At 70.2% G+C, this 21,093-nt stretch carries 19 protein-coding genes; 8 read left to right on the forward strand and 11 right to left on the reverse strand.

What is annotated here, in order from left to right; translation table 11 throughout:
- The first annotated feature begins 63 nt into the window (after positions 1-63).
- Both CFW40_RS15595 and CFW40_RS15600 read left to right on the forward strand, forming a co-directional pair.
- Positions 64-660 carry a rhomboid family intramembrane serine protease gene (locus tag CFW40_RS15595; RefSeq protein WP_088798479.1) on the forward strand — a complete coding sequence of 199 codons (597 nt, stop codon included), beginning with the start codon at positions 64-66 and terminating at the stop codon, positions 658-660.
- A 119-nt stretch (positions 661-779) separates the two neighbouring features.
- A complete protein-coding gene (locus CFW40_RS15600) occupies positions 780-1,451 on the forward strand; it encodes a DUF4870 domain-containing protein (protein WP_088798480.1) in 672 nt (223 codons plus the stop codon).
- A gap of 19 nt (positions 1,452-1,470) precedes the next feature.
- Here CFW40_RS15600 and mqnP read toward each other — a convergent pair whose 3' ends face one another.
- Complete coding sequence (mqnP, locus tag CFW40_RS15605; protein WP_088798481.1) at positions 1,471-2,373, reverse strand: menaquinone biosynthesis prenyltransferase MqnP; 903 nt, start codon at positions 2,371-2,373, stop codon at positions 1,471-1,473.
- Positions 2,370-3,824 carry a menaquinone biosynthesis decarboxylase gene (locus tag CFW40_RS15610; protein ID WP_088798482.1) on the reverse strand — a complete coding sequence of 485 codons (1,455 nt, stop codon included), beginning with the start codon at positions 3,822-3,824 and terminating at the stop codon, positions 2,370-2,372. The genes mqnP and CFW40_RS15610 overlap by 4 nt, the downstream gene beginning before the upstream one ends.
- A gap of 87 nt (positions 3,825-3,911) precedes the next feature.
- Between CFW40_RS15610 and CFW40_RS15615 the strand changes: the two genes are divergently transcribed.
- Together CFW40_RS15615 and CFW40_RS15620 are read left to right on the forward strand one after the other, a co-directional pair.
- Complete coding sequence (locus tag CFW40_RS15615) at positions 3,912-4,367, forward strand: PLD nuclease N-terminal domain-containing protein (protein WP_088798483.1); 456 nt, start codon at positions 3,912-3,914, stop codon at positions 4,365-4,367.
- 213 nt (positions 4,368-4,580) lie between these two features.
- Entirely contained in the window at positions 4,581-5,030 is a 450-nt protein-coding gene (locus tag CFW40_RS15620; RefSeq protein WP_371127327.1) for a nucleoside deaminase, read from the forward strand.
- 255 nt (positions 5,031-5,285) lie between these two features.
- Here the strand turns inward: CFW40_RS15620 and CFW40_RS38690 are convergent, their stop codons facing one another.
- Positions 5,286-6,800, reverse strand: coding sequence for an ice-binding family protein (locus CFW40_RS38690; RefSeq protein ID WP_088798484.1), 1,515 nt, complete (start codon positions 6,798-6,800; stop codon positions 5,286-5,288).
- Positions 6,801-8,230: 1,430 nt separating this feature from the next.
- On the opposite strand from CFW40_RS38690, the gene CFW40_RS15635 reads away from it, so the two are divergent.
- The 3 genes from CFW40_RS15635 (at position 8,231) to CFW40_RS15645 (ending at position 11,304) form a co-directional block, all read left to right on the forward strand.
- Positions 8,231-8,821, forward strand: a complete 591-nt coding sequence (locus CFW40_RS15635; RefSeq protein ID WP_088798486.1) for a DUF5994 family protein — start codon at positions 8,231-8,233, stop codon at positions 8,819-8,821.
- A gap of 193 nt (positions 8,822-9,014) precedes the next feature.
- Complete coding sequence (locus CFW40_RS15640) at positions 9,015-9,662, forward strand: DUF4291 domain-containing protein (RefSeq protein WP_088798487.1); 648 nt, start codon at positions 9,015-9,017, stop codon at positions 9,660-9,662.
- A gap of 214 nt (positions 9,663-9,876) precedes the next feature.
- Positions 9,877-11,304, forward strand: a complete 1,428-nt coding sequence (locus CFW40_RS15645; protein ID WP_088798488.1) for an alkaline phosphatase family protein — start codon at positions 9,877-9,879, stop codon at positions 11,302-11,304.
- Positions 11,305-11,442: 138 nt separating this feature from the next.
- Here CFW40_RS15645 and ccsB read toward each other — a convergent pair whose 3' ends face one another.
- The 7 genes from ccsB to hemL all read right to left on the reverse strand — a co-directional run bounded on the left by ccsB (position 11,443) and on the right by hemL (position 19,254).
- A complete protein-coding gene (gene ccsB, locus CFW40_RS15650) occupies positions 11,443-12,531 on the reverse strand; it encodes a c-type cytochrome biogenesis protein CcsB (RefSeq protein WP_088798489.1) in 1,089 nt (362 codons plus the stop codon).
- Complete coding sequence (locus tag CFW40_RS15655) at positions 12,528-14,354, reverse strand: cytochrome c biogenesis protein ResB (RefSeq protein WP_088798490.1); 1,827 nt, start codon at positions 14,352-14,354, stop codon at positions 12,528-12,530. The genes ccsB and CFW40_RS15655 overlap by 4 nt, the downstream gene beginning before the upstream one ends.
- 3 nt (positions 14,355-14,357) lie before the next feature.
- Positions 14,358-15,119: a cytochrome c biogenesis CcdA family protein gene (locus tag CFW40_RS15660; protein ID WP_088798491.1), complete on the reverse strand. Its 762-nt coding sequence runs from the start codon at positions 15,117-15,119 to the stop codon at positions 14,358-14,360.
- A 4-nt stretch (positions 15,120-15,123) separates the two neighbouring features.
- Positions 15,124-15,738, reverse strand: coding sequence for a TlpA disulfide reductase family protein (locus CFW40_RS15665; RefSeq protein ID WP_088798492.1), 615 nt, complete (start codon positions 15,736-15,738; stop codon positions 15,124-15,126).
- Between the two features lie 76 nt (positions 15,739-15,814).
- Entirely contained in the window at positions 15,815-17,044 is a 1,230-nt protein-coding gene (locus CFW40_RS15670) for a hypothetical protein (RefSeq protein WP_088798493.1), read from the reverse strand.
- A 146-nt stretch (positions 17,045-17,190) separates the two neighbouring features.
- Positions 17,191-17,871: a histidine phosphatase family protein gene (locus CFW40_RS15675; RefSeq protein WP_088798494.1), complete on the reverse strand. Its 681-nt coding sequence runs from the start codon at positions 17,869-17,871 to the stop codon at positions 17,191-17,193.
- A gap of 57 nt (positions 17,872-17,928) precedes the next feature.
- Positions 17,929-19,254 (reverse strand): glutamate-1-semialdehyde 2,1-aminomutase, encoded by a 1,326-nt coding sequence (gene hemL, locus CFW40_RS15680; RefSeq protein ID WP_088798495.1) that lies wholly within the window; start codon positions 19,252-19,254, stop codon positions 17,929-17,931.
- A 306-nt stretch (positions 19,255-19,560) separates the two neighbouring features.
- Here hemL and CFW40_RS15685 point away from each other — a divergent pair, with 306 nt between their 5' ends.
- A complete protein-coding gene (locus tag CFW40_RS15685) occupies positions 19,561-20,151 on the forward strand; it encodes a hypothetical protein (protein ID WP_088798496.1) in 591 nt (196 codons plus the stop codon).
- Between the two features lie 56 nt (positions 20,152-20,207).
- Here the strand turns inward: CFW40_RS15685 and CFW40_RS15690 are convergent, their stop codons facing one another.
- Positions 20,208-21,050 carry an SDR family NAD(P)-dependent oxidoreductase gene (locus CFW40_RS15690; protein WP_088798497.1) on the reverse strand — a complete coding sequence of 281 codons (843 nt, stop codon included), beginning with the start codon at positions 21,048-21,050 and terminating at the stop codon, positions 20,208-20,210.
- Between the last annotated feature and the right edge of the window lie 43 nt (positions 21,051-21,093).

Here is a 21,093-nt window from a genome sequence, read left to right on the forward strand (position 1 = left end):
TGCGCCCCGCGCGCGGCCCCGCCGAGGGCCGCCCCACCGGGGGACGAGAAGGGACGGCCGGAGATGAGATCACGCGCGAAACCCGCGCTCTGCCTGATGCTGGGCTGGGTCGCACTGCTGTGGCTGCTGGAGGGCGTCGACGTCGCCACCGGCGGCAGCCTGGACGCCTTCGGCATCCAGCCGCGCGAGCCCGCCGAACTGCTCGATGTGGTGCCCGCCGCCTTCCTGCACTTCGGCTTCGCCCATCTCGCCGCGAACACCCTGCCGTTGCTGCTGCTCGGCTTCGTCGCCGCGCTGCGCAGCGGGGTGCGCCGCCTGCTCGCGGTCGTCCTGCTGATCATCCTCGCCAGCGGGCTGGGCGTATGGCTCACCGCCGCGCCGGACAGCAACACCGCGGGCGCCTCGGGCGTCGTCTTCGGCCTCTTCGGCTATCTGCTGGTACGCGGCTTCATCGAACGCAGCGCCCTCGACATCGGCATCGGCCTGGTCATCGGCGTGCTCTACGGCTCGATCCTGTGGGGCGCGCTGCCGTCCGACAACGGGATCAGCTGGCAGGGGCATCTGTTCGGGCTGATCGGCGGGGTGCTGGCGGCCTTCGTCTTCCGGGAGCGCCTTCGCGGCGACGACCTTGCCGGGGCCGGTGTCCGACCCGTCACGTAGCCTCGTGACCAACGGGATTCACGAGCGCGTGCACGGCCTCGCAGCACGCGCGGCGCCGGGGCACGGCGCGGCGCGCTGCAGGCGGCCGCGCTACGCAGTACATACGGGGTGAGCAGACCATGTCCGACTACCACCAGCCCGGCTACGGCCCTCCGGCCGGCGGACCACAGCAGCCGTACGGGGCACCACAGCAGGGGTACGGGACCCCACAGGATCCGTACGGGACGCCGCAGCAGGGGTACGGGGCGCCACAGCAGGGCTGGCACGGCGGGCCCGGAAGCTACGGCTACCCCGGCGCCCAACAGCAGCCGCCAGGACCCGGTTACGGCCCCGGCACCCCACCCCCCGCGCCCTCGACCGGCCCCGCGATGTGGGCCCACCTCGGCACGCTGCTGACCGTGACCGTGGGCTCGACGATGTGCTGCGGGCTGGGGGCCCTCCTCGGCTGGATCTTCCCGCTGTCCGTCCGCAGCAACGACCGCCACAAACACGACCCGTACGTCCGCCACCACGCCACCCAGGCCATGAACTTCGGCATCACCCAGGCCGTCATGGCGGCGCTCGGCACGGTGCTCTACTTCTCCAGCGCCGTCATCTTCGCCGCGGCCGCCGAAACGGACGCCCAGCGCAACAGCTCCGGCCTGGCGGTCCCGCTGCTGACCGTGATCGTCATCTTCGGCGGCTACGCCCTGGCCGGCATCGTCTGCGCGGTCATCGGCACGGTGAAGGCGAACCGCGGTGAGCTGTGGACCTATCCGCGGCTGATTGCCTGGCCGCTGAGCAAGGGCTGAGACAACCGGCCCGAAGCCGTCACACCGTCAGCCCTCGCACCAGCAGATCCAGCAGCGCGCACACGAAGAGCGCAATGCCGATGAAGCCATTGACCTGGAAGAACGCCCGGTTCAGCCGGGTCAGGTCGTGCGGCTTCACGATCGTGTGCTCGTACAGGAAGGCCGCCGCCACGATCACCAGGCCCAGCCAGAAGAACACGCCCGCCCCGGTCGCCAGCGCGTACCAGACGAAGAGCGCCGTCGTGACGAGGTGGCAGCCGCGGGCGCCCCGGATCGCGGCCGGGATGCCGAAGCGGGCCGGCACCGACTTCACACCGACCTCGCGGTCCGTCTCCACGTCCTGGCAGGCGTAGATCAGGTCGAAGCCGCCGATCCAGATGCCGACCGCGAGGCCGAGGATGACCGCTTCCCAGGACCAGGACCCGGTGATCGCGAGCCAGGCGCCGATCGGGCCCATCGCCTGGGCCAGGCCGAGGATCGCCTGCGGGAAGTTCGTGAACCGCTTGCCGTACGGATAGACCACCATCGGCACCACCGCGAGCGGCGCCAGTGCCAGGCACAGCGGGTTCAGCAGCGCCGCCGCACCCAGGAAGACGACGAGCGCGATCACCGCGCCCGTCCACGCCGACTTCACCGACACCGCGCCGGTGACCAGTTCGCGGTGTGCGGTGCGCGGGTTCCGGGCGTCGATCTCGCGGTCGATGATCCGGTTCGCGGCCATCGCGAACGTACGCAGCCCGACCATGGCGAGGGTGACGAGGAAGAGCCGCGCCCAGTGGACGTGCCGGTCCCACTCGTGCATCGCGGTCAGGGACGCGATGTAGGCGAAGGGCAGCGCGAAGACCGAGTGCTCGATCATCACCAGGCGCAGGAAGGCCTTGGTGCGGCCCGGCTGCGGGACCGCGGCGGATGCACTGCTCATGAGAGTCCGTACTCCTTCCACCGGCGGTCGACCATCGCCGCCGTCCGCGGGTCGGACTCGACCATGTGCGGCCAGCCGCCGTCGCGCGTATAGCCCTCCTCGGGCCACTTCTCCGTCGCGTCGATCCCCGCCTTGCCTCCCCAGAACTGCTGGTAGGAGGCGTGGTCGAGGTGGTCGACGGGGCCTTCGACGACGGTCAGGTCCCGGGCGTAGTCGGTGTTGCCGAGCGCCCGCCAGGACACCTCGTGGAGGTTGTGGACATCGCAGTCCGCGTCCACGACCACGATCAGTTTGGTCAGCGACATCATGTGCGCGCCCCAGATGGCGTGCATGACCTTCTGGGCGTGCTTGGGGTACTTCTTGTCGATCGAGACGATCGCGCAGTTGTGGAAACCGCCGGACTCCGGCAGGTGGTAGTCCACGATGTCCGGGACGATGATCTTCAGCAGCGGCAGGAAGAACCGCTCCGTCGCCCGGCCCAGCGGCCCGTCCTCCGTCGGCGGGCGGCCGACCACGATCGACTGGAGCAGCGGCCGCTTACGCATCGTCACACAGTCGATGGTCAGCGCCGGGAACGGCTCCTGCGGCGTGTAGAAGCCGGTGTGGTCGCCGAACGGGCCCTCGGGCAGCATCTCGCCGGGCTCCAGCCAGCCCTCGATGACGACCTCGGCGTGCGCCGGGACCTGCAGCGGCACGGTCTTGCAGTCGACCATCTCGATCCGCTTGCCCTGGAGGAAGCCCGCGAAGAGGTACTCGTCGATGTCACCGGGCAGCGGCGCGGTCGAGGCGTACGTCACGGCCGGCGGGCAGCCGAAGGCGATGGCGACCGGCAGCTTCTCCCCGCGCTTGGCGGCGACCTGGTAGTGGTTGCGGCTGTCCTTGTGGATCTGCCAGTGCATGCCGATGGTGCGCTTGTCGTGGCGCTGCAGGCGGTACAGACCGAGGTTGCGCACCCCGGTCTCCGGGTGCTTGGTGTGCGTCAGCCCCAGGTTGAAGAAGGAACCGCCGTCCTCGGGCCAGGTGAACAGCGCCGGCAGCCGGTCCAGGTCGACGTCGGCGCCCCGGAGCACGACCTCCTGTACGGGCGCTTCCTTGACCTTCTTGGGCGGGACGTGCGTCATACCCGCGAGCTTCCCGAACGCCTCGCGTACGCCGACGAACCCGTGCGGCAGCTCCGGCTTGAGCAGTCCGCCGATCTTGCCGCTGATGTCCTCGTAGGCCTTGAGGCCCAGCGCCTTCAGCAGCCGGCGGTCGGTGCCGTAGACGTTCATGGCGAGCGGCATCGCCGAGCCCTTGACGTTCTCGAAGAGCAGCGCCGGGCCGCCGGACTTCTGCACCCGGTCCACGATCTCGCCGACTTCCAGATACGGGTCGACCTCGGCCTTGATGCGCCTCAGGTCACCTTCCCGCTCCAGTGCACGCAGGAACGAGCGAAGATCGTCGTAAGCCATGCCCTCCAGTATCGGGTACGCACTACCCTGGACGGGTCACCGGGCCCCGCTGCGGGCCCGCCGTCGCGTGCAGGGGGCTCGTCCGCAATGCTCAGGTATCTGCCGTTCCTCCTGGTGCTCGCACTGTGGATCTACGCGTTCATCGACTGCCTGAACACGCCCGAGTCCCAGGTGCGCGGACTGCCCAAGGTGATCTGGGTGATCATCATCCTGCTCTTCGGCGAGGTGCTGGTCGGCCCGGTCGCCTGGCTGGTGGCGGGCAAGCAGCGGCAGCCGGCGGCGGACGGCGGCAGCACGCCGTCGGAGTGGCACCGCAGCCACCGGACGAAGTTCGTCGCGCCGGACGACAACCCCGAATTCCTCGCGTCCCTCAAGGCCGAGAGCAACAAGAAGGACGAGGCGCTGCTCAAGGACTGGGAGGCCGACCTGCGCCGCCGCGAGGAGGAACTGCGGCGCAAGAGCGGTGGTACCGCGGACGGCGGTACGGGGGGCGGCGGTACGGCGAACGGCGGTACGGCGAACGGCCCCGAGGAGACTCCCTGAGCCTGCCGCCCGGCGTACGGTGACGGCATGGACCGTGGTGACGGCATGCACCGTAAGCAGGACTGGGGTCGGGACCGCGACGAGCCCGGCCGGCATGGCCACAGCGAGGGCCACCTCGGCGGGCACAGCGGCAGCCACGTCGGCGGGCACATCGACCGGGACCTCGACAGGCACCTCGGCGGCCACAGCGACCCGGCAGGCCACCCCGCCCATGTGCAGGAACAGGCCCGCGCCATGCTGGCAACGGCGCTCGCCGAGGCCCGCACCGGTCTCGCCGAGGGCGGCATCCCGATCGGCGCGGCCCTCTACGGCCCGGACGGCACCCTCCTCGGCCGCGGCCACAACCGCCGCGTCCAGGACGACGACCCCACCCTGCACGCCGAAACCGCGGCCTTCCGCGCGGCCGGCCGCCGGCCCGGCTACCGCGGCACGACCATGGTCACCACCCTCTCCCCCTGCTGGTACTGCAGCGGCCTGGTCCGCCAGTTCGGCATCTCCCGCGTCGTCATCGGCGAGGCCCGCACCTTCCACGGCGGCCACGACTGGCTGGCCCAGCACGGCGTACGCATCGTGCTGCTGGACGATCCCGAATGCACGGCGATGATGCGGGACTTCATCGGGGAACGGCCGGAGCTGTGGCGGGAGGACATCGGGGGCGAGTGACCTGCCCGGCCGGCACGGCACGCCCCGTCTCCGTCCTGCCGACGGGCGTGGTGCCGACCGGCTCACCGGTAAGTTGAGTCGGGCTGTCCCCCGTCCTTCCACGACGGGGGACAGCCCTTGAGCGACAGCCCTTGGGGGCAGGCCGCTTACCGGAAGGCCGTCAGGCCAGGGTCTGCACTGCGTGGATCAGACCTTCCTTCGCGAGTACCGCGACAGGACCCGTCACGCTGCCCCGGCGGATCGGGCACCGGCGGTTCACACTGGCGGGAAGCAGGGCTTCAGGGTGTTGGTCGCCTGGACCGGGACGCCGCCGACGGTGGCGGTCGCCGTGTAGCTGCTGGCGCTGATCTGCAGGATGGACAGGCCGGCGTTGAGCGTGGCGATGCCGTTGGCGTTGGTCACCGCGGTGCCCACCGGCAGGCCGGAGACGTAGAAGGTGACCGTGACTCCCGCTTGCGCCGGCGTGAGGGTGGCCGTCAGCGTCGCCACGAACAGGCTCGGAATCGGGATGGGCAGGTTGACGTGCCAGCAGGCGGGCGACACGCTCAGCGGGCCCGTCTGCGGGGTGACGGTGATGGGGAGGGGCGCGGAGACGACGCCGGTGCACGTGCAGGCAGTGCCGGCCGCGGTGACGGTGGCAGTGATGGTGGCGGCCCCGGCGGTGTTGAAGGTCAGCGACCCGGTGGCGATACCGGCCGCGTTGGTGGTGGCGGTTACCGGGACCGCACCTCCGTTGAAGGTGACCGAGGCACCCGGGACCGGCAGACCGTTGCAGGTCACCAGAGCGGATACGGAGGTCGGCTGCCCGACGACCACCGGCCCGGCCACCGGCTGGACCACCACCAGGCAGGACGGCTGCGGAGTGACGGTGATGGGGAGGGGCGCGGAGACGACGCCGGTGCAGGCACACCCGGAGCCGGCCGCGGTGACAGTGGCAGTGATGGTGGCGGGCCCGGCGGTGTTGAAGGTCAGCGACCCGGTGGCGATGCCCGCCGCGTTGGTGGTGGCGGTCACCGGGACCGCACCTCCGTTGAAGGTGACCGAGGCACCCGAGACCGGCAGACCGTTGCAGGTCACCAGAGCGGATACGGGGGTCGGCTGCCCGACGACCACCGGCCCGGCCACCGGCTGGACCACCACCGAGCAGGTGGACAGGGGCGGCACGGTGACCGCGTTCGAGTCAAGCGTGACGGCGGCGCCGAGGGCCAGCAGCCGGCCGTCCACGATGGCACCGGTCGTGGCGGTGATCGAGGTGAAGGCGAGGATGCTGCCCCTCAGGGTGGAGCCGGCGCCGAGTGTCGCGGAGCTGCCGACCTGCCAGAAGACGTTGGCGGACTTTGCCTGGTTGATGAGGTTGACGTTGCCGGTGGCTCCCGTGATGAGCGTGGTGGTCGTCTTGAAGATGAAGACGGCGTTGGGGTTGCCCTGAGCGTCCAGGGTCAGTGTCCCGTTGAGGCCGAACGTGCCGGAGGCGGAGTTGTACACGCCGGGGGTCAGGGTGGTCCCGCCGAGTTCCGTCGGGACAGTGGCCGTGACCGGCTGTACCAACGCGTTGGCGTACCCGGTCAGCAGGTCGGCCTGGGCCTGCGCCGCGGCGGCGTCGTTCAGGTGGATGGTTCCGGTGACCGTTCCGGGAGGAAAGCCGGTCACCGCACCGGCGGGGCTCACTCCGAGGTCGCCGGCGACCACGGTGGGGCCGGTGTTGGTGATCGCCGTGTTGGCGAGCACCCCGTAGGTAGCGGCGGTGCCCAGAGGTACGGTTGTTGCCATCGTGGATTTTCCTTTCCAAGGGTTCTGGGGCAGCCCTAATGCCGCCCTGTAACGTTGCGAGAGCAGTGCGCTGCACCGCTGCGACCGGCGCCTGGGGCACGGGTCGATCTGTGCCGTCCGCTGCGCGCCGGGTTGTATGTGAGGGCTTCGGCCGAGCGTGGTTTTCGCACTCGCCACAGCTCGACCAGCGCCGTCAGGCGTCAGTGGCCGCGCCGCGTGGTTATGGGGGGGCGCCGTACCAGAGGACGCCTGGCGCAGCACCGTCGCCTGTGGCGGATGTCGGGGGAGTCCGGCATCACCGTCGGACGGAAACCGCGGAGTCGCCTGGAAAGGCGGGGTGGTCGCCCGAATCGGTCACTTGGGTGTGTCCACGATCCGGGGACGCGGGGGGCACATTGGATCCGCCCTTACCGGGCCGATCGGATTCAGCGGAGTCGGCAACGTGAGCCGCATCCCGCTCACCCCGACTCAAAGCAATTGATGCCTGTTCGGCTGAATACGCTTGCCCATGCCGAGCCCTCGCGATCTAGGTCTGTGTGGATCCGGGTCGGCACTCCAAGAGACTGACTGACAGTCAGTAAACAGCCGCCAGGGGCAACTGACCGGCCGTCCATGGAGTACCCGTCACGCAATGCCGCTGACCGCTGCCAGCCGATCGGCAGTAGACGAGTAACCGGGAGGGATGGGCGACCTCCGGACTCACCATCGCCATTAAGGCGCCACCGGCGGGCCTTGTGTAGAGGGAGGACCACATCTCACCCGAATGGCCCAGCGCGGCCTACGGCCTCGCACTGACTGTCCGGTGTGCGCGGGCGCCCGCGGCCGGCACCTCCGGCGCGCTGGGGAGAGCCGTCGCCGCAAGCTGCACGGAGAGACCCCCCGTGGAGCCGGTGAGCCGGGGCAGGAGGTCCGTCGCGGACGAAATCACGACCAAAAGAGCTCGGCTCGCACGGCCGATCAGCGACGTGGAATCCTCCATCGGATGAATGGGGCACCCGCCGCAGCCGGTCTCTGCCACCGCTGCATTTCCGCAGCACGCGTGACACGGGAAATGACGCGCCAGCGGCAGTAAAATGGGCTGTGGGTTGGTGCACTCTCACGTGCCACCGCCCGAAAGGGCGGCCCCGGTGTTGTATACGCCGGGGCCGTTGGCTGTGGGCCGTTGTCTCATCCGTGGGCGCGAGCACGCCGCACGCTCCAGGCCCCCGGGCTCGCGTCCGGGCACACTCGGGAGGAATTGCCCCGGGTCGGCCTTTCACCGGATCACCTGGGCCGTTCACCCCCTTGCTCCGCATCGATCCGGCGGGCTCTTACCAGGAGTAAGCTGAAATTACCGAGAGCATTTCGCACACCCGCCTTCAAGCTCGTGTCGTTTTCGGCGATTCACGACACCGGGCCGGTTCAGTCCGGGCCGGGGCAGGGACCACGTCATGACCGCGACCGTTCTGTACACACCTGCCGCCGAGGACCGAACCTCTTCGCCGCCTCTCCGACTCCGGCTGGCGCCGGCCGGCACCGCTCCGGCTCTGCTCGACGGGGCGTGGTGGCCCCGTTCCCGCGACCTCACGGCGGAACTTGCCTCGCTGACGGCCTTCCTCGACCCGTTGTGGGGACGGATCACCCACGTCACCGTAAACCCCACGTTCTGGCCGGTCATCCCACGGAAAGTGCCAGTCAAGGGGCATGTGGTAGGTGTCGGCTGGTTCAAGGAGGAGCAAGATCCGCACAAGCTGCTGCTGCTCTCCTACACCACCGGCCGTTGGGACCTGCTGGTAATCCCCCCGGAGACCGGTCCCGCCACCGCCGCCCGGCTCATGGCCGAGGCCGCCGATCCGCTGGGCACCCTGACCGCGAGCGACCTGATGGACGCAGCGGAGCAACGCCGGATCGCAGCGGATGCCGACTTGGCCCTGCTTTCGGCGTGGGACTCCGAAGGCGGTCATGGAGCATGCCTGCCGACCTCACGTTCCCCTGGCCGGGCGGTCGTTGCCCAGGTTCCGGCTCCGCCGGAAGGCAACTGAGCACCCGTATCCGAGCACCACGGAATGCCGGCAGCGCCGGCCTGCGTCCCCTCCACCGCTCCATGCGAAAGCCCCAGGCCGGTGGCCTGGGGCTTGGCGGTTGTCAGGCCCGTTTCGGGACCCCCGGGGCCCTCGTTCCCCAGCCCCGCAATTCGCTGGCCCCCGGCCCCGCCCTCCGCCAGGATGACCAGCCATGAGCACCAGCCCCGCCGTCCCCGTAGAGTCCGCGCACACCCCCGTACCCTCCGCCGAGCCGACCCGTCGTATCCGTGCTCTGCACACCGCCGAGACCGTCACCGTCTACCAGGCCTACTCCCCCGCACTGGGCCTCCCCGCCGCGCGGGACGGCCGCTTCCCCGCCGCTTGGAAGCGGGAGCGGATGACATGGATCAAGCCGTCGTTCCTGTGGATGATGTACCGCTGCGGCTGGGGTGCCAAGGCCGACCAGGAGACCGTGCTCGCCGTCGAGATCGAGCGGGCCGGGTTCGACTGGGCGCTGCGGAACTCCTGTCTGTCGCATCACGACCCCGACGAGCACGCCGACCGCAAAGCCTGGCAGCGGCAGTTGAAGGAGTCGCCGGCGCGGGTGCAGTGGGATCCGGAGCGGGATCTGCGGCTGCGGGCGCTGCCGTACCGGTCGCTGCAGCTGGGGCTGGCGGGGGAGGCGGCGCGCCGGTATGCCGATGAGTGGACGGTGGCGATCACGGATGTGACGCCGCTGGCCCGGGAGATCCATGCGCTGGTGCGTGCCGGGGAGATGACGGCGGCCGCCGCGCTGCTGCCCGAGGAGCGTCCCTACCCGGCACCCGGGGGAACTCCGGGCCTCGGCCGCGTGTCCTGATACACCTTCCCGGACGCGTAAATCCGGCCGCCACTCGGTCCGCCGGGCACTGGTGCGTGTGACGTACGGGACGTAGCGATCCCCGGCCAACTCTCGACCGTTCACAGCCAATTGCTGCATCGTTCAGCAACCTCCCCCTGCCCGGGCAACTCGGCCGCCGCCACAGTCATGTCGGCCCACTGAGGGCTCACGCGACTCAGGGAGAGTGGCACATATGCCCGACATGACCCGACGCAGACTCCTCGGCTCGGCGGCCGGCGCGGTTGGCGGCGCCGCCGCGCTGTCGCTGCTGCCGCCCAGCGTGCAAAAGGCCGTCGCCGCCGGACCGGCGCGTCGCGGCTCGCTGCACGACGTCGAGCACGTCGTGATGCTGATGCAGGAGAACCGGTCCTTCGACCACTACTTCGGTACCCTGCGCGGCGTCCGTGGCTTCGCCGACCCGGACGCGCTGACGCTGCCGGACGGCCGGTCGGTCTTCCATCAGCCGGACGCGGCGAACCCGGACGGCTATCTGCTGCCGTTCCGCCTCAACACGCACACCACGAGCGCCCAGGCCATCCCCTCCACCAGCCATGCCTGGTCGGTGCAGCACGAGGCGTGGAACGGCGGCAAGATGGACCGCTGGCTGCCCGCGCACCGCAAGGCCGACGGGGTCAACGGACCCTATGTGATGGGCTATCACACGCGTGCGGACATCCCCTTCCAGTTCGCGCTCGCCGAGGCGTTCACGCTGTGCGACAACTACTTCTGTTCGGTCTTCGGCCCGACCTGGCCCAACCGGCTGTACTGGATGACCGGCACCCTCGACCCGGGCGGCACCCTGGGCGGCCCGGTGCTGAACAACACCGCGCCCAAGCCGTACCGCTGGACGACCTACGCCGAGCGGCTGCAGGCGGCCGGGATCAGCTGGAAGGTGTACCAGGAGGAAGACGACTACGGCTGCAATCTGCTGGAGCAGTTCCAGACCTTCCGGGACGCCAAGCCGGGTGAGCCGCTGTACGAGCGCGGGGTGCGGGCGCAGCCGGCCGGGACGTTCGAGGACGATGCCCGGGCCGGCCGGCTGCCGGCCGTGTCGTGGCTGATCCCCACCAGTCACCAGTCCGAGCACCCGGACTATCTGCCGGCCGCCGGCGCCGACTATGTCGCGCGGAAGATCGAGGCGATCGCGTCCAACCCGAGGCTGTGGGCCAAGACCGTCTTCATCCTGAACTACGACGAGAACGACGGGCTCTTCGATCATGTGCCGCCGCCGGTGCCGCCGGCCGGGACCAAGGACGAGTTCGTCCGGGGCCTGCCGATCGGCGGCGGGTTCCGCGTGCCGTGTCTGATCATCTCGCCGTGGACGGTGGGCGGCTGGGCCGCCGGCGATCCCTTCGACCACACCTCGGTGCTGCAGTTCCTGGAGCGCTGGACGGGTGTCGAAGAGCCGAACATCAGCGACTGGCGACGGGCCACCTTCGGCGATCTGACGTCGGCGTTCGGCTTCCGGCACCGGGCACCCCGCCCGCCCCGGCTGCCCCGTGACACCGCCGAGCAACTGGTCGAGGCGCAGTGGGAGGTGGCGAACCTGCCGAAGCCGACGCTGCCGGGGGCGGGGCAGCAGCAGCCGCGCCAGGAGCGGGGCCGGCGCAGGCGGCGGTAGCCGGCCGGTTGTCCCTCTCTCCCCGGGAAACGACGGTGCCGTACGGGACGGCCTCGTGCGGAGGCGTCCCGTACGGCACCGGGGGGTGTGCGGATCGGACCGGGCCGGACCGGGCGGGACCCGGCCGGATGGACCGGGTCAGACTCCCGCGTAGGAGTGCAGGCCCGTCACGAAGATGTTCACGCCGTAGTAGTTGAACAGGTAGCAGGCGAAACCGATCAGGCCCAGGTAGGCGGCCTTGCGGCCCTTCCAGCCGGCCGTGGCGCGGGCGTGCAGGTAGCAGGCGTAGGCGACCCAGGTGATGAAGGCCCAGACCTCCTTGGGGTCCCAGCCCCAGTAGCGGCCCCATGCGACCTCGGCCCAGATGGCGCCCGCGATGATGGTGAACGTCCACAGCGGGAAGACGGTGGCGTTGACGCGGTAGGCGAACTTGTCGAGCGAGGCGGCCGAGGGCAGGCGCTCCAGTACGGACGAGGCGAAGGCGCCGGGCTGCTTGCCCGCGGGGTCGGCGAGCTTGCTCTCGTAGGAGTCGCGGAACAGGAAGAGCAGGGTGGAGACGGCGCCGAGGTAGAGCGCCGCGCCGGAGATGATCGCGCAGCTGACGTGGATCCACAGCCAGTACGAGTGCAGCGCGGGCACCAGCTGGTCACTGGCGGTGTAGAGCACCGAGATGGCCAGCCCCAGGTCGAGCAGGACGGTGGTGACCAGGGGCAGCCCGATCCAGCGGACCTTCTTCCCGAGCACGAGCAGCAGGAGGTAGAGGCCCACGGCGACCGCGGCGAAGGTCGTGGAGAACTCGTACATGTTGCCCCAGGGGGCACGCTCCACGGACAGGGCGCGGGTGAGGACGCCGCCCACGTGCAGCGCCCAGGCCAGGACCGTCAGCGAGATGGCGATCCGCCCGTAGAGGTCGCCCTTCTCGGTGTCGCCCGCGGCGCCCGGCCCGTCGGGGACGTCGCGGTTGCCGGCGACGGACTTGGTGACGACCTCGGGCCGCTCCAGTACGGCGGTGGTGCCGCCCTGCTGGGACTTCCGGGCGGAGACCGTCGCGGACGCCGTGGACTGTGCGGTCAGGGCGGCGGCGGTGCGGCCGACCTTGCTGCGGCTGCCGAACACCCACTCGGCCATGTGCGCGAGGAAGGCGAGCGTATAGACCGCCATCGCGGAATAGACCAGCAGGTTGCTGTTGTGCGCCAGTGTCTCGTTGGCTGCGGCCGCGATGTTCACGCGCGCGCTCCTTCGGAGGGGTCAGCAGGTCCGTCAGAGTCAGTGGGCTCCGCGGGGTCTTCGGTATCGGGGGCAGGGGCGTCGGGGGCGGGCGGGGCGTCGGGGGCGGGCGGGGCCTGGGGGAACAGGTCCCCGGCGAGCGAGCCGAGTTCTTCCGGCAGTCGGGCCGACTCGCTGCGGCCGAGCCCGGCCATCTCGACGACGGTGACGCCGTCGGCGCCCTTCTCGGCCCGGACCCACATCCGGCGGCGCTGGATGAACAGCGACCCGGCCAGGCCCAGCAGGGCGGCGACCGCGCCGGTCAGCGCCAGGCCGTTGCCAGGCTGGTGGGAGACCTTGAAGCTGGCCCAGCTCTTGACGCCCTCGAAGGTGATGGAGCCCTCGCCGTTCGGCAGCTGCATCGTGGTCTGTGCCTCGGCGGCGCGGACGGCGGACTTGTTCTTGGAGCCGCCCGCGTGCTGGTCCACGCGGTCCTTGGGCAGCAGCATCTTCTTCAGGATGCCGCCCTTGCCGTCCTGGTACTTCTTGAGGCGCTTGGTGTCCAGCTTGTAGACGCTCTGCGGCAGGCCGGAGTCCAGGCCCAGGTCACCGTGGTACGCGTTGACCGAGAGCACGGGGAAGTCCAGCGCCGGGAACTGCGAGAACATCGAGCCGGTGCCGCGGCCGCCGAAGGTCGGGACGAACATCGCCTGGAAGCCGAGCTGGTTGCGCTTGCCGTCCTTGGTCTGCGCGCCGGGCACCTTCACCACACCGGTCGAGGTGAGGTTCTTCGGGTCGGCGGGCAGGAAGGCCGTGGCGCCGTGGAAGACGGTCTTGCCGCGGCCGTCCTTGACGGTGACGACGGGGGAATAGCCGTGCGAGAGCAGGTAGACGCGGTTGCCCGCGATGTCGAGGGGCTTGTTGACCTCGATGGCGGTGTGGTGCTGCTTGCCGTCCGCGCCCAGGTAGTAGGAGATCTGCGCCCGGTAGGTGCGCGGGGTGCCCCGCTGCGGCCCGGTCCGCTCGTACGTCGCGTCGAAGCGGTCGAGCTTGAAGCCGAACGGGTCCATGTCGTCGGTGTCGTAGAACGGTCCCGACTTGAACTCGTCGTACTGCGTGAGGCTGTTGGCGAAGCCGTCGCCCTCGGTGATCAGCTTGTTGCCCTCGGACTTCCACAGGCCGCCGACGGCGAACGCCACCAGCATCACGATCAGCGCGACGTGGAAGACGAGGTTGCCGACCTCGCGCAGGTAGCCCTTCTCGGCGGCGACCGCGGTGGCGTCACGGTGGGCGCGGAAGCGCCGCTTCTTCAGCAGCCGCTGCGCCGCGCCGAGGACGTCCTCGGGGTCCGTCTCGGTGCGCCAGGTGGTGTACGCGGGCAGCCGGGTCAGCCGGCGCGGGGCGGCCGGCGGGCGGCCGCGGAGCTGTCCGACGAACTGCCAGCTGCGCGGCACGATGCAGCCGATCAGCGAGATGAACAGCAGCAGGTAGATCGCGGAGAACCACACCGAGCTGTAGACGTGGAACATCCCGAGCTTGTCGTAGATGCCCGCGAGGGTGGAGTGGTCGGCCTTGAACTGGTCGACCTTGACCGGGTCGACGCTGGTCTGCGGGATCAGCGAGCCGGGGATCGCGCCGATGGACAGCAGGAAGAGCAGCAGCAGCGCGACCCGCATCGAGGTCAGCTGCCGCCAGAACCAGCGGGCCCAGCCGAGCGGGCCGAGCGAGGGGAAGGTGACGTCTTCCGTGGGCGCGGTGGAGAGCTGGGATCCGGCCGCGCCGAGATCACTGCCCGCGTCGGCCGCGGAGCCCGGGTCGCGGGGGGTGTCGGTCTTGGTGGCCATCAATCAGATCCCAACGGTGGAGCTTTGCGTCCAGCTCTGGAGCTCGGACATCAGGCTGTCCCAGATGCCGGTGACGAGGAGGATGCCGAGGGCGACCATCATTCCGCCGCCGATCCGCATCACCCACAGATAGTGCCGCTTGACCCAGCCGAAGGCGCCGAGTGCCCGGCGGAAGGCCAGCGCGACGACGATGAACGGCACGCCCAGGCCGAGGCAGTACGCCACGGTGAGCAGGGCGCCGCGGCCGGCGCTGGCGCCGGAGTACGCGAGGGCGCTGACGGCGGCGAAGGTGGGGCCGAGGCACGGCGTCCAGCCGACGCCGAAGAGCACCCCGAGCACCGGCGCGCCGGCCAGTCCCATCGCGGGCTTCATGTGGAAGCGCACCTCGCGCTGTCCGAAGCGTTTGAGGACACCGGCGAACGCCAGCCCGAGCAGGATCATCAGCACGCCGAGGACCCGCGAGACGACGTCCTTGTACTGCTGCAGGGTCTGGCCGGCGAACCCGAAGAGCGCGCCGCCGGAGACGAAGACGGCGGTGAAGCCGAGGACGAAGAGCGCGGCGCCGGCCAGCATCCGGCCGCGCCGGGCCTCGCCGAGGTCGGTGCCGGTGACGCCGGTGACGTACGACATATAGCCCGGCACCAGGGGCAGGACGCAGGGCGAGAAGAAGGAGACGAGTCCGGCGACGAGTGCGAGGGGGACGGCGGCGAGCAGGGTCCCGTTGAGGACGGTCTGGTTTTCCGCGGCGGCGGCGAGCGCGATCACGTGATCACTTCTCGGCGATCAGCGGGGTGATCATCTTGCGGAGGTCGCCCTCGGTGACCGGGCCGATCGAGCGGGCGGCGATCTTGCCGTGCCGGTCGACGGCGATCGTGGAGGGGATGGACTGCGGGTTGAGGCTGCCCTTGGGGAAGCGCAGCATCAGCCGGCCGGTGGGGTCGAACAGGCTCGGGTAGGGCACCTTGTGCTCTTCCTCGAAGCTGGTGGCCTGCGACTTCTCGGAGTCGCGGGTGTTGATCCCGACGAACTGGACGCCCTTGTCCTTGGTCTCGTTCGCGACCTTGGCGAAGTTCGGCGCCTCGGCGATGCAGGGCCCGCACCATGATCCCCAGACGTTGAGGATGACGACCTTGCCCTTGTAGTCGGCGATGTCCAGCTTCTTGCCGGTGGTGGTCTCACCCGAAAGATCGGGGGCCGGCTGCCGCTCGTCCTTCGTGACGGTGTCGATGCCGTTCTTGCCCTGGACGAACCGGGTCTGGGAGGAGCCGCCGGAGGCGCCGTCGCCGCAGGCGCTGAGCGTCAGCGACGCGGCCGCCGCCCCTGCGGCGAGCAGGGCGATGCGGCGGCGGCTCGTGAGGCGGCGTGGGGCGCGGCAAGCACTCATGTGAAAAGTTTCGCATGGGCCCATTCCGGATCTTCCGCGCCCCCCTCCGACCGCCCGCCGCCCCCGGCGGTATCCGTCAGACCGCCGACAAATACGACTTCCAGCCGCCGTCCGGCCGCGCTCCCACGGGCAGCTCCTGGAGCCTGCTCACCACCTGCGGGTCCTGTGCGTCGAGCCAGTCGGTGAACTGCCGGAACGACACCAGACGGACATCTTTGTTCTGCTCATTGGCAATGTGCTTGAGGGCTTCCTCGACGGCATCCATATAGATGCCGCCATTCCACTCTTCGAAGTGGTTGCCGATGAAGAACGGCGCGCGATTGGTCTCGTAGGCCCGGCGGAATCCGGAAATGTATGCGTCGGTGGCCTGCTGCCGCCAGCCCGGATAGTTGGCCGGCGGGGCCTGCGTGGAGTTCTTCGACTGATTGAAGAGCATGTTGTAGTCCATCGAGAGCACCTGGGAACTGTGCCCCGGGAACGGAATCAGCTGGAGCGGGAAGTCCCACAGGCCCCGCTTCTTCCTCGGCCACATCTGCATTCCGCCGGGCGAGCTGGCGTCGTACCGCCAGCCGAGTTCCTGGGCGGTGGGCAGCAGGTTTTTCTGGCCCAGCAGGCAGGGGGTGCGGCCGCCGACCAATTCCTTGCGGTAGTCGAAGGGCAGCGGGTCGAGGTCGGTGAAGCCGGTGTTCGTGCGCCACTGTGTGACGAAGTCCATCGCCTGGTCGATTTCGGACTGCCACTGCCGGGGTGTCCAGTGCTTGACCGAGGTCGGGGCGTTGCCGCAGAAGTGCCCGTTGAAGTGGGTGCCGACCTCGTGGCCGTCCAGCCAGGCCTCGCGCACGTACTTCAGCGTCTCCTTGATGTGGACGTCGCTGAGGTAGGGGATGTCGGAGGCGCCCTGCTCGTTGTTCGGCGGGGCGTAGAGGTGCTTCTGGGATTCGGGCAGGAGATACAGGCCGGAGAGGAAGAAGGTCATTGCCGCGCCGTGGTCCCTGGCGAGCTGGAGGAAACGGGGGAAGAGGCCGTTGCCGACCTCTCCGGCCCCGTCCCAGGAAAAGACCACGAACTGCGGCGGGGTCTGACCGGGCTCGAGCCGTTCCGGCGTCTTGGGCTGATGGGGCTGCACGCCGGAATATGCTGTCGAACCGTCACCGATGAGTTTCGCCCGCGCCTGGACCGACCCTTTGACCCGCTGCCTGTCCGCCCCCGCGCCGTCCGAGTCCGTCGACGAGCAGCCGGCGATGCCCAGCGCAGCGGCTGCACCGACTCCCATGCCCAGCAGCTTTCGCCGGCTGATCGCGCGCATACCCTCGTCCCCATCCGTGCTCGCCGAACTCGATATCCATATAAACGGACAACGGAGAGGAGGGCATGTCGAGCGTCGGGGTGACGAGTTATTCGCCTGGACAGGTCATTTCGCCTGCAGGTGACATTCCGCCAAGTGATGCGCCGTCAGGCACCAAAAGCCTTGGCCTTTCCCTTGACCGGTTTGGCGCCGGCCAGAAGATGGGAGGGAACCAGGTCGCGCGCGGGCTCGCTGTACCCCACCGAAACGATCTTGTCGCCGTGAAAGGTGAACGACGTCAGCGAGGCCAGCGTGCACTGCCGCTTCCGCGGGTCGTGCCACAGCCGCCGCCGCTCCGCGAAGCTGCGCACGATCCAGATCGGCAGCTGATGGCTGACCGCCACCGCCTCGTGCCCGCGCGCCGCGTCCCGTGCCGCGCCCAGCGCCGCCATCATCCGCACGACCTGCTCGAGGTACGGCTCGCCCCAGGAGGGCCGGAACGGATTCGTCAGGTACTTCCAGTTTCCCGGCTTCTTCAGCGCACCGTCACCGACCCCGAAGGTCTTCCCCTCGAAGACGTTGGCCGCCTCGATCAGCCGCTCGTCGGTGGCCAGCTCCAGGCCGTGCGCCCCGGCGATCGGCGTCGCGGTCTCCTGCGCACGCTCCAGCGGCGAGGCGACGACATGCGTGATGTCCCGCCCCGCAAGGTGCTCCGCCACCCGGTCGGCCATCTTCCGACCCAGCTCGGAGAGGTGGTAGCCGGGCCGGCGCCCGTAGAGCACGCCGTCGGGGTTGTGCACCTCGCCGTGCCGCATCAGATGCACCACGGTGATGTCTTCGCTGCTCATGTCACCCATTCATTCAGTCGTCGGCAAGCAGTCGCCGGCCCGTGCGCCGGAGGTTCCTCAGGCCGTCGCCGCGGCCGCGGCCCGTGCGGCGGCCGGCAGGGCGGCGGCGATGCGCTCGACGGCCGCCGTGTCGTGCGCGGTCGAGACGAACCACGACTCGAAGGCGGACGGCGGGAGGTAGACGCCCTGCGCCAGCATCGAGTGGAAGAAGGCGGTGAAGCGGAACGACTCCTGCGCCTTGGCGGCGTCGTAGTCGGTCACCTCGGCATCCGTGAAGAAGACCGTGAACATGTTCCCCGCGGTCTGGACCCGGTGCGCCACGCCCTCCTTCGCCAGCGCGGCGGTGACCAGGCCCCGCACCTGAGCGGAGACCGCGTCGACCTTCTCGTACGCGGCGTCGTCCAGCCGCCGCAGCTGCGCGACACCCGCGGCGGTGGCGATCGGGTTCCCGGACAGGGTGCCCGCCTGGTAGACCGGGCCGGCCGGCGCGAGGTGCGCCATGACGTCCGTACGGCCGCCGAAGGCCGCGGCCGGGAAGCCGCCGCCCATGACCTTGCCGAACGTCATCAGATCCGGACGTACACCGTCAATGCCGTACCAACCGGCCTTGCTGACGCGGAAGCCGGTCATCACCTCGTCGGAGATGTAGAGCGCCCCGTTGCCGGCGCACAGGTCCTTCAGGCCCTGGTTGAAGCCCGGCAGCGGCGGCACCACGCCCATGTTGCCCGGCGCCGCCTCCGTGATCACACAGGCGATCTCGCCCGGGTGCGCGGCGAACGCAGCCCGCACCGCTTCGAGGTCGTTGTACGGCAGCACGATCGTGTCGCCGGCCTGCGCCCCCGTCACCCCCGGCGTGTCGGGCAGTCCGAGGGTCGCCACGCCCGAACCGGCCGCGGCCAGCAGCGCGTCCACGTGCCCGTGGTAGCAGCCCGCGAACTTGATCACCTTCGGCCGGCCGGTGAACCCGCGCGCCAGCCGGATCGCCGACATCGTCGCCTCGGTGCCGCTGGAGACCAGCCGCACCTGCTCGACCGGCTCGATCCGGGCCACGATCTCCTCGGCCAGCTCGACCTCGCCCGCGCCGGGCGTGCCGAAGGACGTACCGCGGGCGACCGCCTCCTGGACCGCGGCGATCACCTCGGGGTGCGCGTGGCCGAGGATCATCGGCCCCCAGGAGCACACCAGGTCGACATACTCACGGCCATCGGCGTCGGTGAGGTACGGACCGGTACCGGACACCATGAAACGGGGCGTACCGCCCACGGCGCGGAACGCCCGCACCGGAGAGTTGACGCCGCCCGGCGTCACGGCGGACGCACGGTCGAAGAGCGACTGCGAAACAGGGGCTTCATACGGAAAAGACACTGTGATCCTGACCTGCATAAACGGCGGGTGGGCGGCGCTCGGGCGCGGCCCTGCTGACTAGGGAGGCGGGAATCTGCCTCGCGATACGCCTGCGGGCGCCGCTCGGTTCACCCTCGCTCCTTTTTTGATTCCTCTCGCTTTCGACCGGGCGTCAGCCCCCACTCGTCTGCGAAACTGGGCCGACGTACGAGTAAGTCACGCAAGCAATGGTCTCAGAGGCGCACGGGGGCGCGTGGCCGGGCGTTTCACGCGCCGGTGACGGGGGAGGTCTCTGAGACGATGATCGGGTTGCGCGGCTGGGGCTGCGAGTGGTCGGGTGGAGATATGCATCGCGGTGGCGAACTGGGCGAGGGAACCAATGACCGGGGTCCCGAGCGCGCCCAGCGCGGCCGTCACCGGCGCGAGGACACCACGGGCGAGACCACGCGCGAGGACATCACGAGCGAGACCACGGGCGGGGAGATCAGAGGCGGCCGCATGGGGGTGACGTACAGGTACTTCGGCGCGCCCAACGGCGCGACGGCGGCCCGTGTCCCCGTCTCCATGCGCCCCGAAGAGCTCGGCGGTGACGAGCTCGGCATGGGCGGCATGTTCAGCAAGATCAAGCCGGAGACGATGGCCGCCATGGTCCTCACCGGTATAGAGGGCATACCGCTCCATAAGGTTCCGCCGCTCGAACTGGTCGTCCTCCACCCCGACTACGCCGTCGTCAAGCTTCCGATGACCGTGGTCGACCCGCTGCGAGGCGTCGGCGAGGAGTCGGTCGGCGCGGCCGCCTTCATCTGGTCCACCGTCCCCGACCGCGGCGGCCCGCGCGACGCCTTCACCGTCTACCAGCTGCTGCACGAGTGGCAGGACTTCAGCCACCGGCTGCACGAGGCGGGGCACCAGGCGTACTGCCTGGTCTGGCCGTAAGGTTCGGCCCCGGGCGGGGCGCGGTGCCCGGCCGGGGCCGCCGTGCCGGGCCCCTCTCACCACGTGGGGCGGGCCGACACACCGCCGTCCACGACCAGATCGTGCCCGGTGATCCAGGACGCCATCGGCGAGGCGAGGAAGACGCAGGCATCGCCCACGTCCTGCGGCGTGCCCAACCGCCCGGCAGGTGCCGCCGCCTGCCAGCGACGCACCCCCTCCGGCCAGTCCCCTTCCAGGCCGGGCCGGTCGATCAGGCCGGGCGAGACGCTGTTGACGCGGATGCCGTACGCCCCGTACTCCAGGGCCGCCGTGCGCGCATGCATCACCACCGCCGCCTTCGACGCGCAGTAGTGGGCATGCCGCGGCGCCGGCCGGTCCGCCTCGATGGAGGCGATATGGGTCACCGACCCTCCGGCGCCCGCCCGCATCACGGCCGCCGCGGCCTGGGTGCAGGCGAAGACGCTGTGCACGTTCACGTCCGCCACCGCTCGCCAGTCGGCGAGCGACATCCCCGCCAGCTCCTGCGTCGGCTGCACCCCCGCGTTGTTCACCAGCGCGGTCAGCCGCCCGCGCCAGGCGGCCGCCTCGGTCACCAGGCGGTGGCACTCCTCCTCGACGGCCAGATCGGCGGCCAGCGCCAGCGCGCTCCCGCCCTCCGACTCGATCCGCTCGACCAGGTCCCGCGCCGCCTCGGCGCCCGTACGGTAATGCGCCACGACGGCGGCCCCGGCGGCGGCGAACCGCAGCGCGATACCGCGGCCGAGGCCGCCGGCGGCGCCGGTGACGAGAGCCACCTGACCGCGGAGGTCGGGGAGGCCGGGGTGAGGGGAGTGGCTGGGGAGCGGGGAGTCGCTGGGGTGAGGGGAGCGGCCGGCGGCGTCGGGTGCGGTCTCGGTCATGGTCGGCCCCTCGCTTTCGGATCGGTCATGGGCGGGTCCGCCG

It is taken from the genome of Streptomyces sp. 2114.4, assembly GCF_900187385.1.
GTDB classification, from domain to species: Bacteria; Actinomycetota; Actinomycetes; order Streptomycetales; family Streptomycetaceae; genus Streptomyces; species Streptomyces mooreae.

Excerpts from the sequence above, each read along its gene's own strand:
- CFW40_RS15655 (WP_088798490.1), bottom strand. The coding sequence starts at position 14,354 with ATGGCCACCAAGACCGACACCCCCCGCGACCCGGGCTCCGCGGCCGAC.
- CFW40_RS15640 (WP_088798487.1), top strand. The coding sequence starts at position 9,015 with ATGAGCACCAGCCCCGCCGTCCCCGTAGAGTCCGCGCACACCCCCGTA.
- CFW40_RS15675 (WP_088798494.1), bottom strand. The coding sequence starts at position 17,871 with ATGAGCAGCGAAGACATCACCGTGGTGCATCTGATGCGGCACGGCGAG.
- CFW40_RS15670 (WP_088798493.1), bottom strand. The coding sequence starts at position 17,044 with ATGCGCGCGATCAGCCGGCGAAAGCTGCTGGGCATGGGAGTCGGTGCA.
- hemL (WP_088798495.1), bottom strand. The coding sequence starts at position 19,254 with ATGCAGGTCAGGATCACAGTGTCTTTTCCGTATGAAGCCCCTGTTTCG.
- CFW40_RS15595 (WP_088798479.1), top strand. The coding sequence starts at position 64 with ATGAGATCACGCGCGAAACCCGCGCTCTGCCTGATGCTGGGCTGGGTC.
- CFW40_RS15600 (WP_088798480.1), top strand. The coding sequence starts at position 780 with ATGTCCGACTACCACCAGCCCGGCTACGGCCCTCCGGCCGGCGGACCA.
- CFW40_RS15610 (WP_088798482.1), bottom strand. The coding sequence starts at position 3,824 with ATGGCTTACGACGATCTTCGCTCGTTCCTGCGTGCACTGGAGCGGGAA.
- CFW40_RS15645 (WP_088798488.1), top strand. The coding sequence starts at position 9,877 with ATGCCCGACATGACCCGACGCAGACTCCTCGGCTCGGCGGCCGGCGCG.
- CFW40_RS38690 (WP_088798484.1), bottom strand. The coding sequence starts at position 6,800 with ATGGCAACAACCGTACCTCTGGGCACCGCCGCTACCTACGGGGTGCTC.
- CFW40_RS15665 (WP_088798492.1), bottom strand. The coding sequence starts at position 15,738 with ATGAGTGCTTGCCGCGCCCCACGCCGCCTCACGAGCCGCCGCCGCATC.
- mqnP (WP_088798481.1), bottom strand. The coding sequence starts at position 2,373 with ATGAGCAGTGCATCCGCCGCGGTCCCGCAGCCGGGCCGCACCAAGGCC.
- CFW40_RS15635 (WP_088798486.1), top strand. The coding sequence starts at position 8,231 with ATGACCGCGACCGTTCTGTACACACCTGCCGCCGAGGACCGAACCTCT.
- CFW40_RS15615 (WP_088798483.1), top strand. The coding sequence starts at position 3,912 with ATGCTCAGGTATCTGCCGTTCCTCCTGGTGCTCGCACTGTGGATCTAC.
- CFW40_RS15685 (WP_088798496.1), top strand. The coding sequence starts at position 19,561 with ATGCATCGCGGTGGCGAACTGGGCGAGGGAACCAATGACCGGGGTCCC.
- CFW40_RS15690 (WP_088798497.1), bottom strand. The coding sequence starts at position 21,050 with ATGACCGAGACCGCACCCGACGCCGCCGGCCGCTCCCCTCACCCCAGC.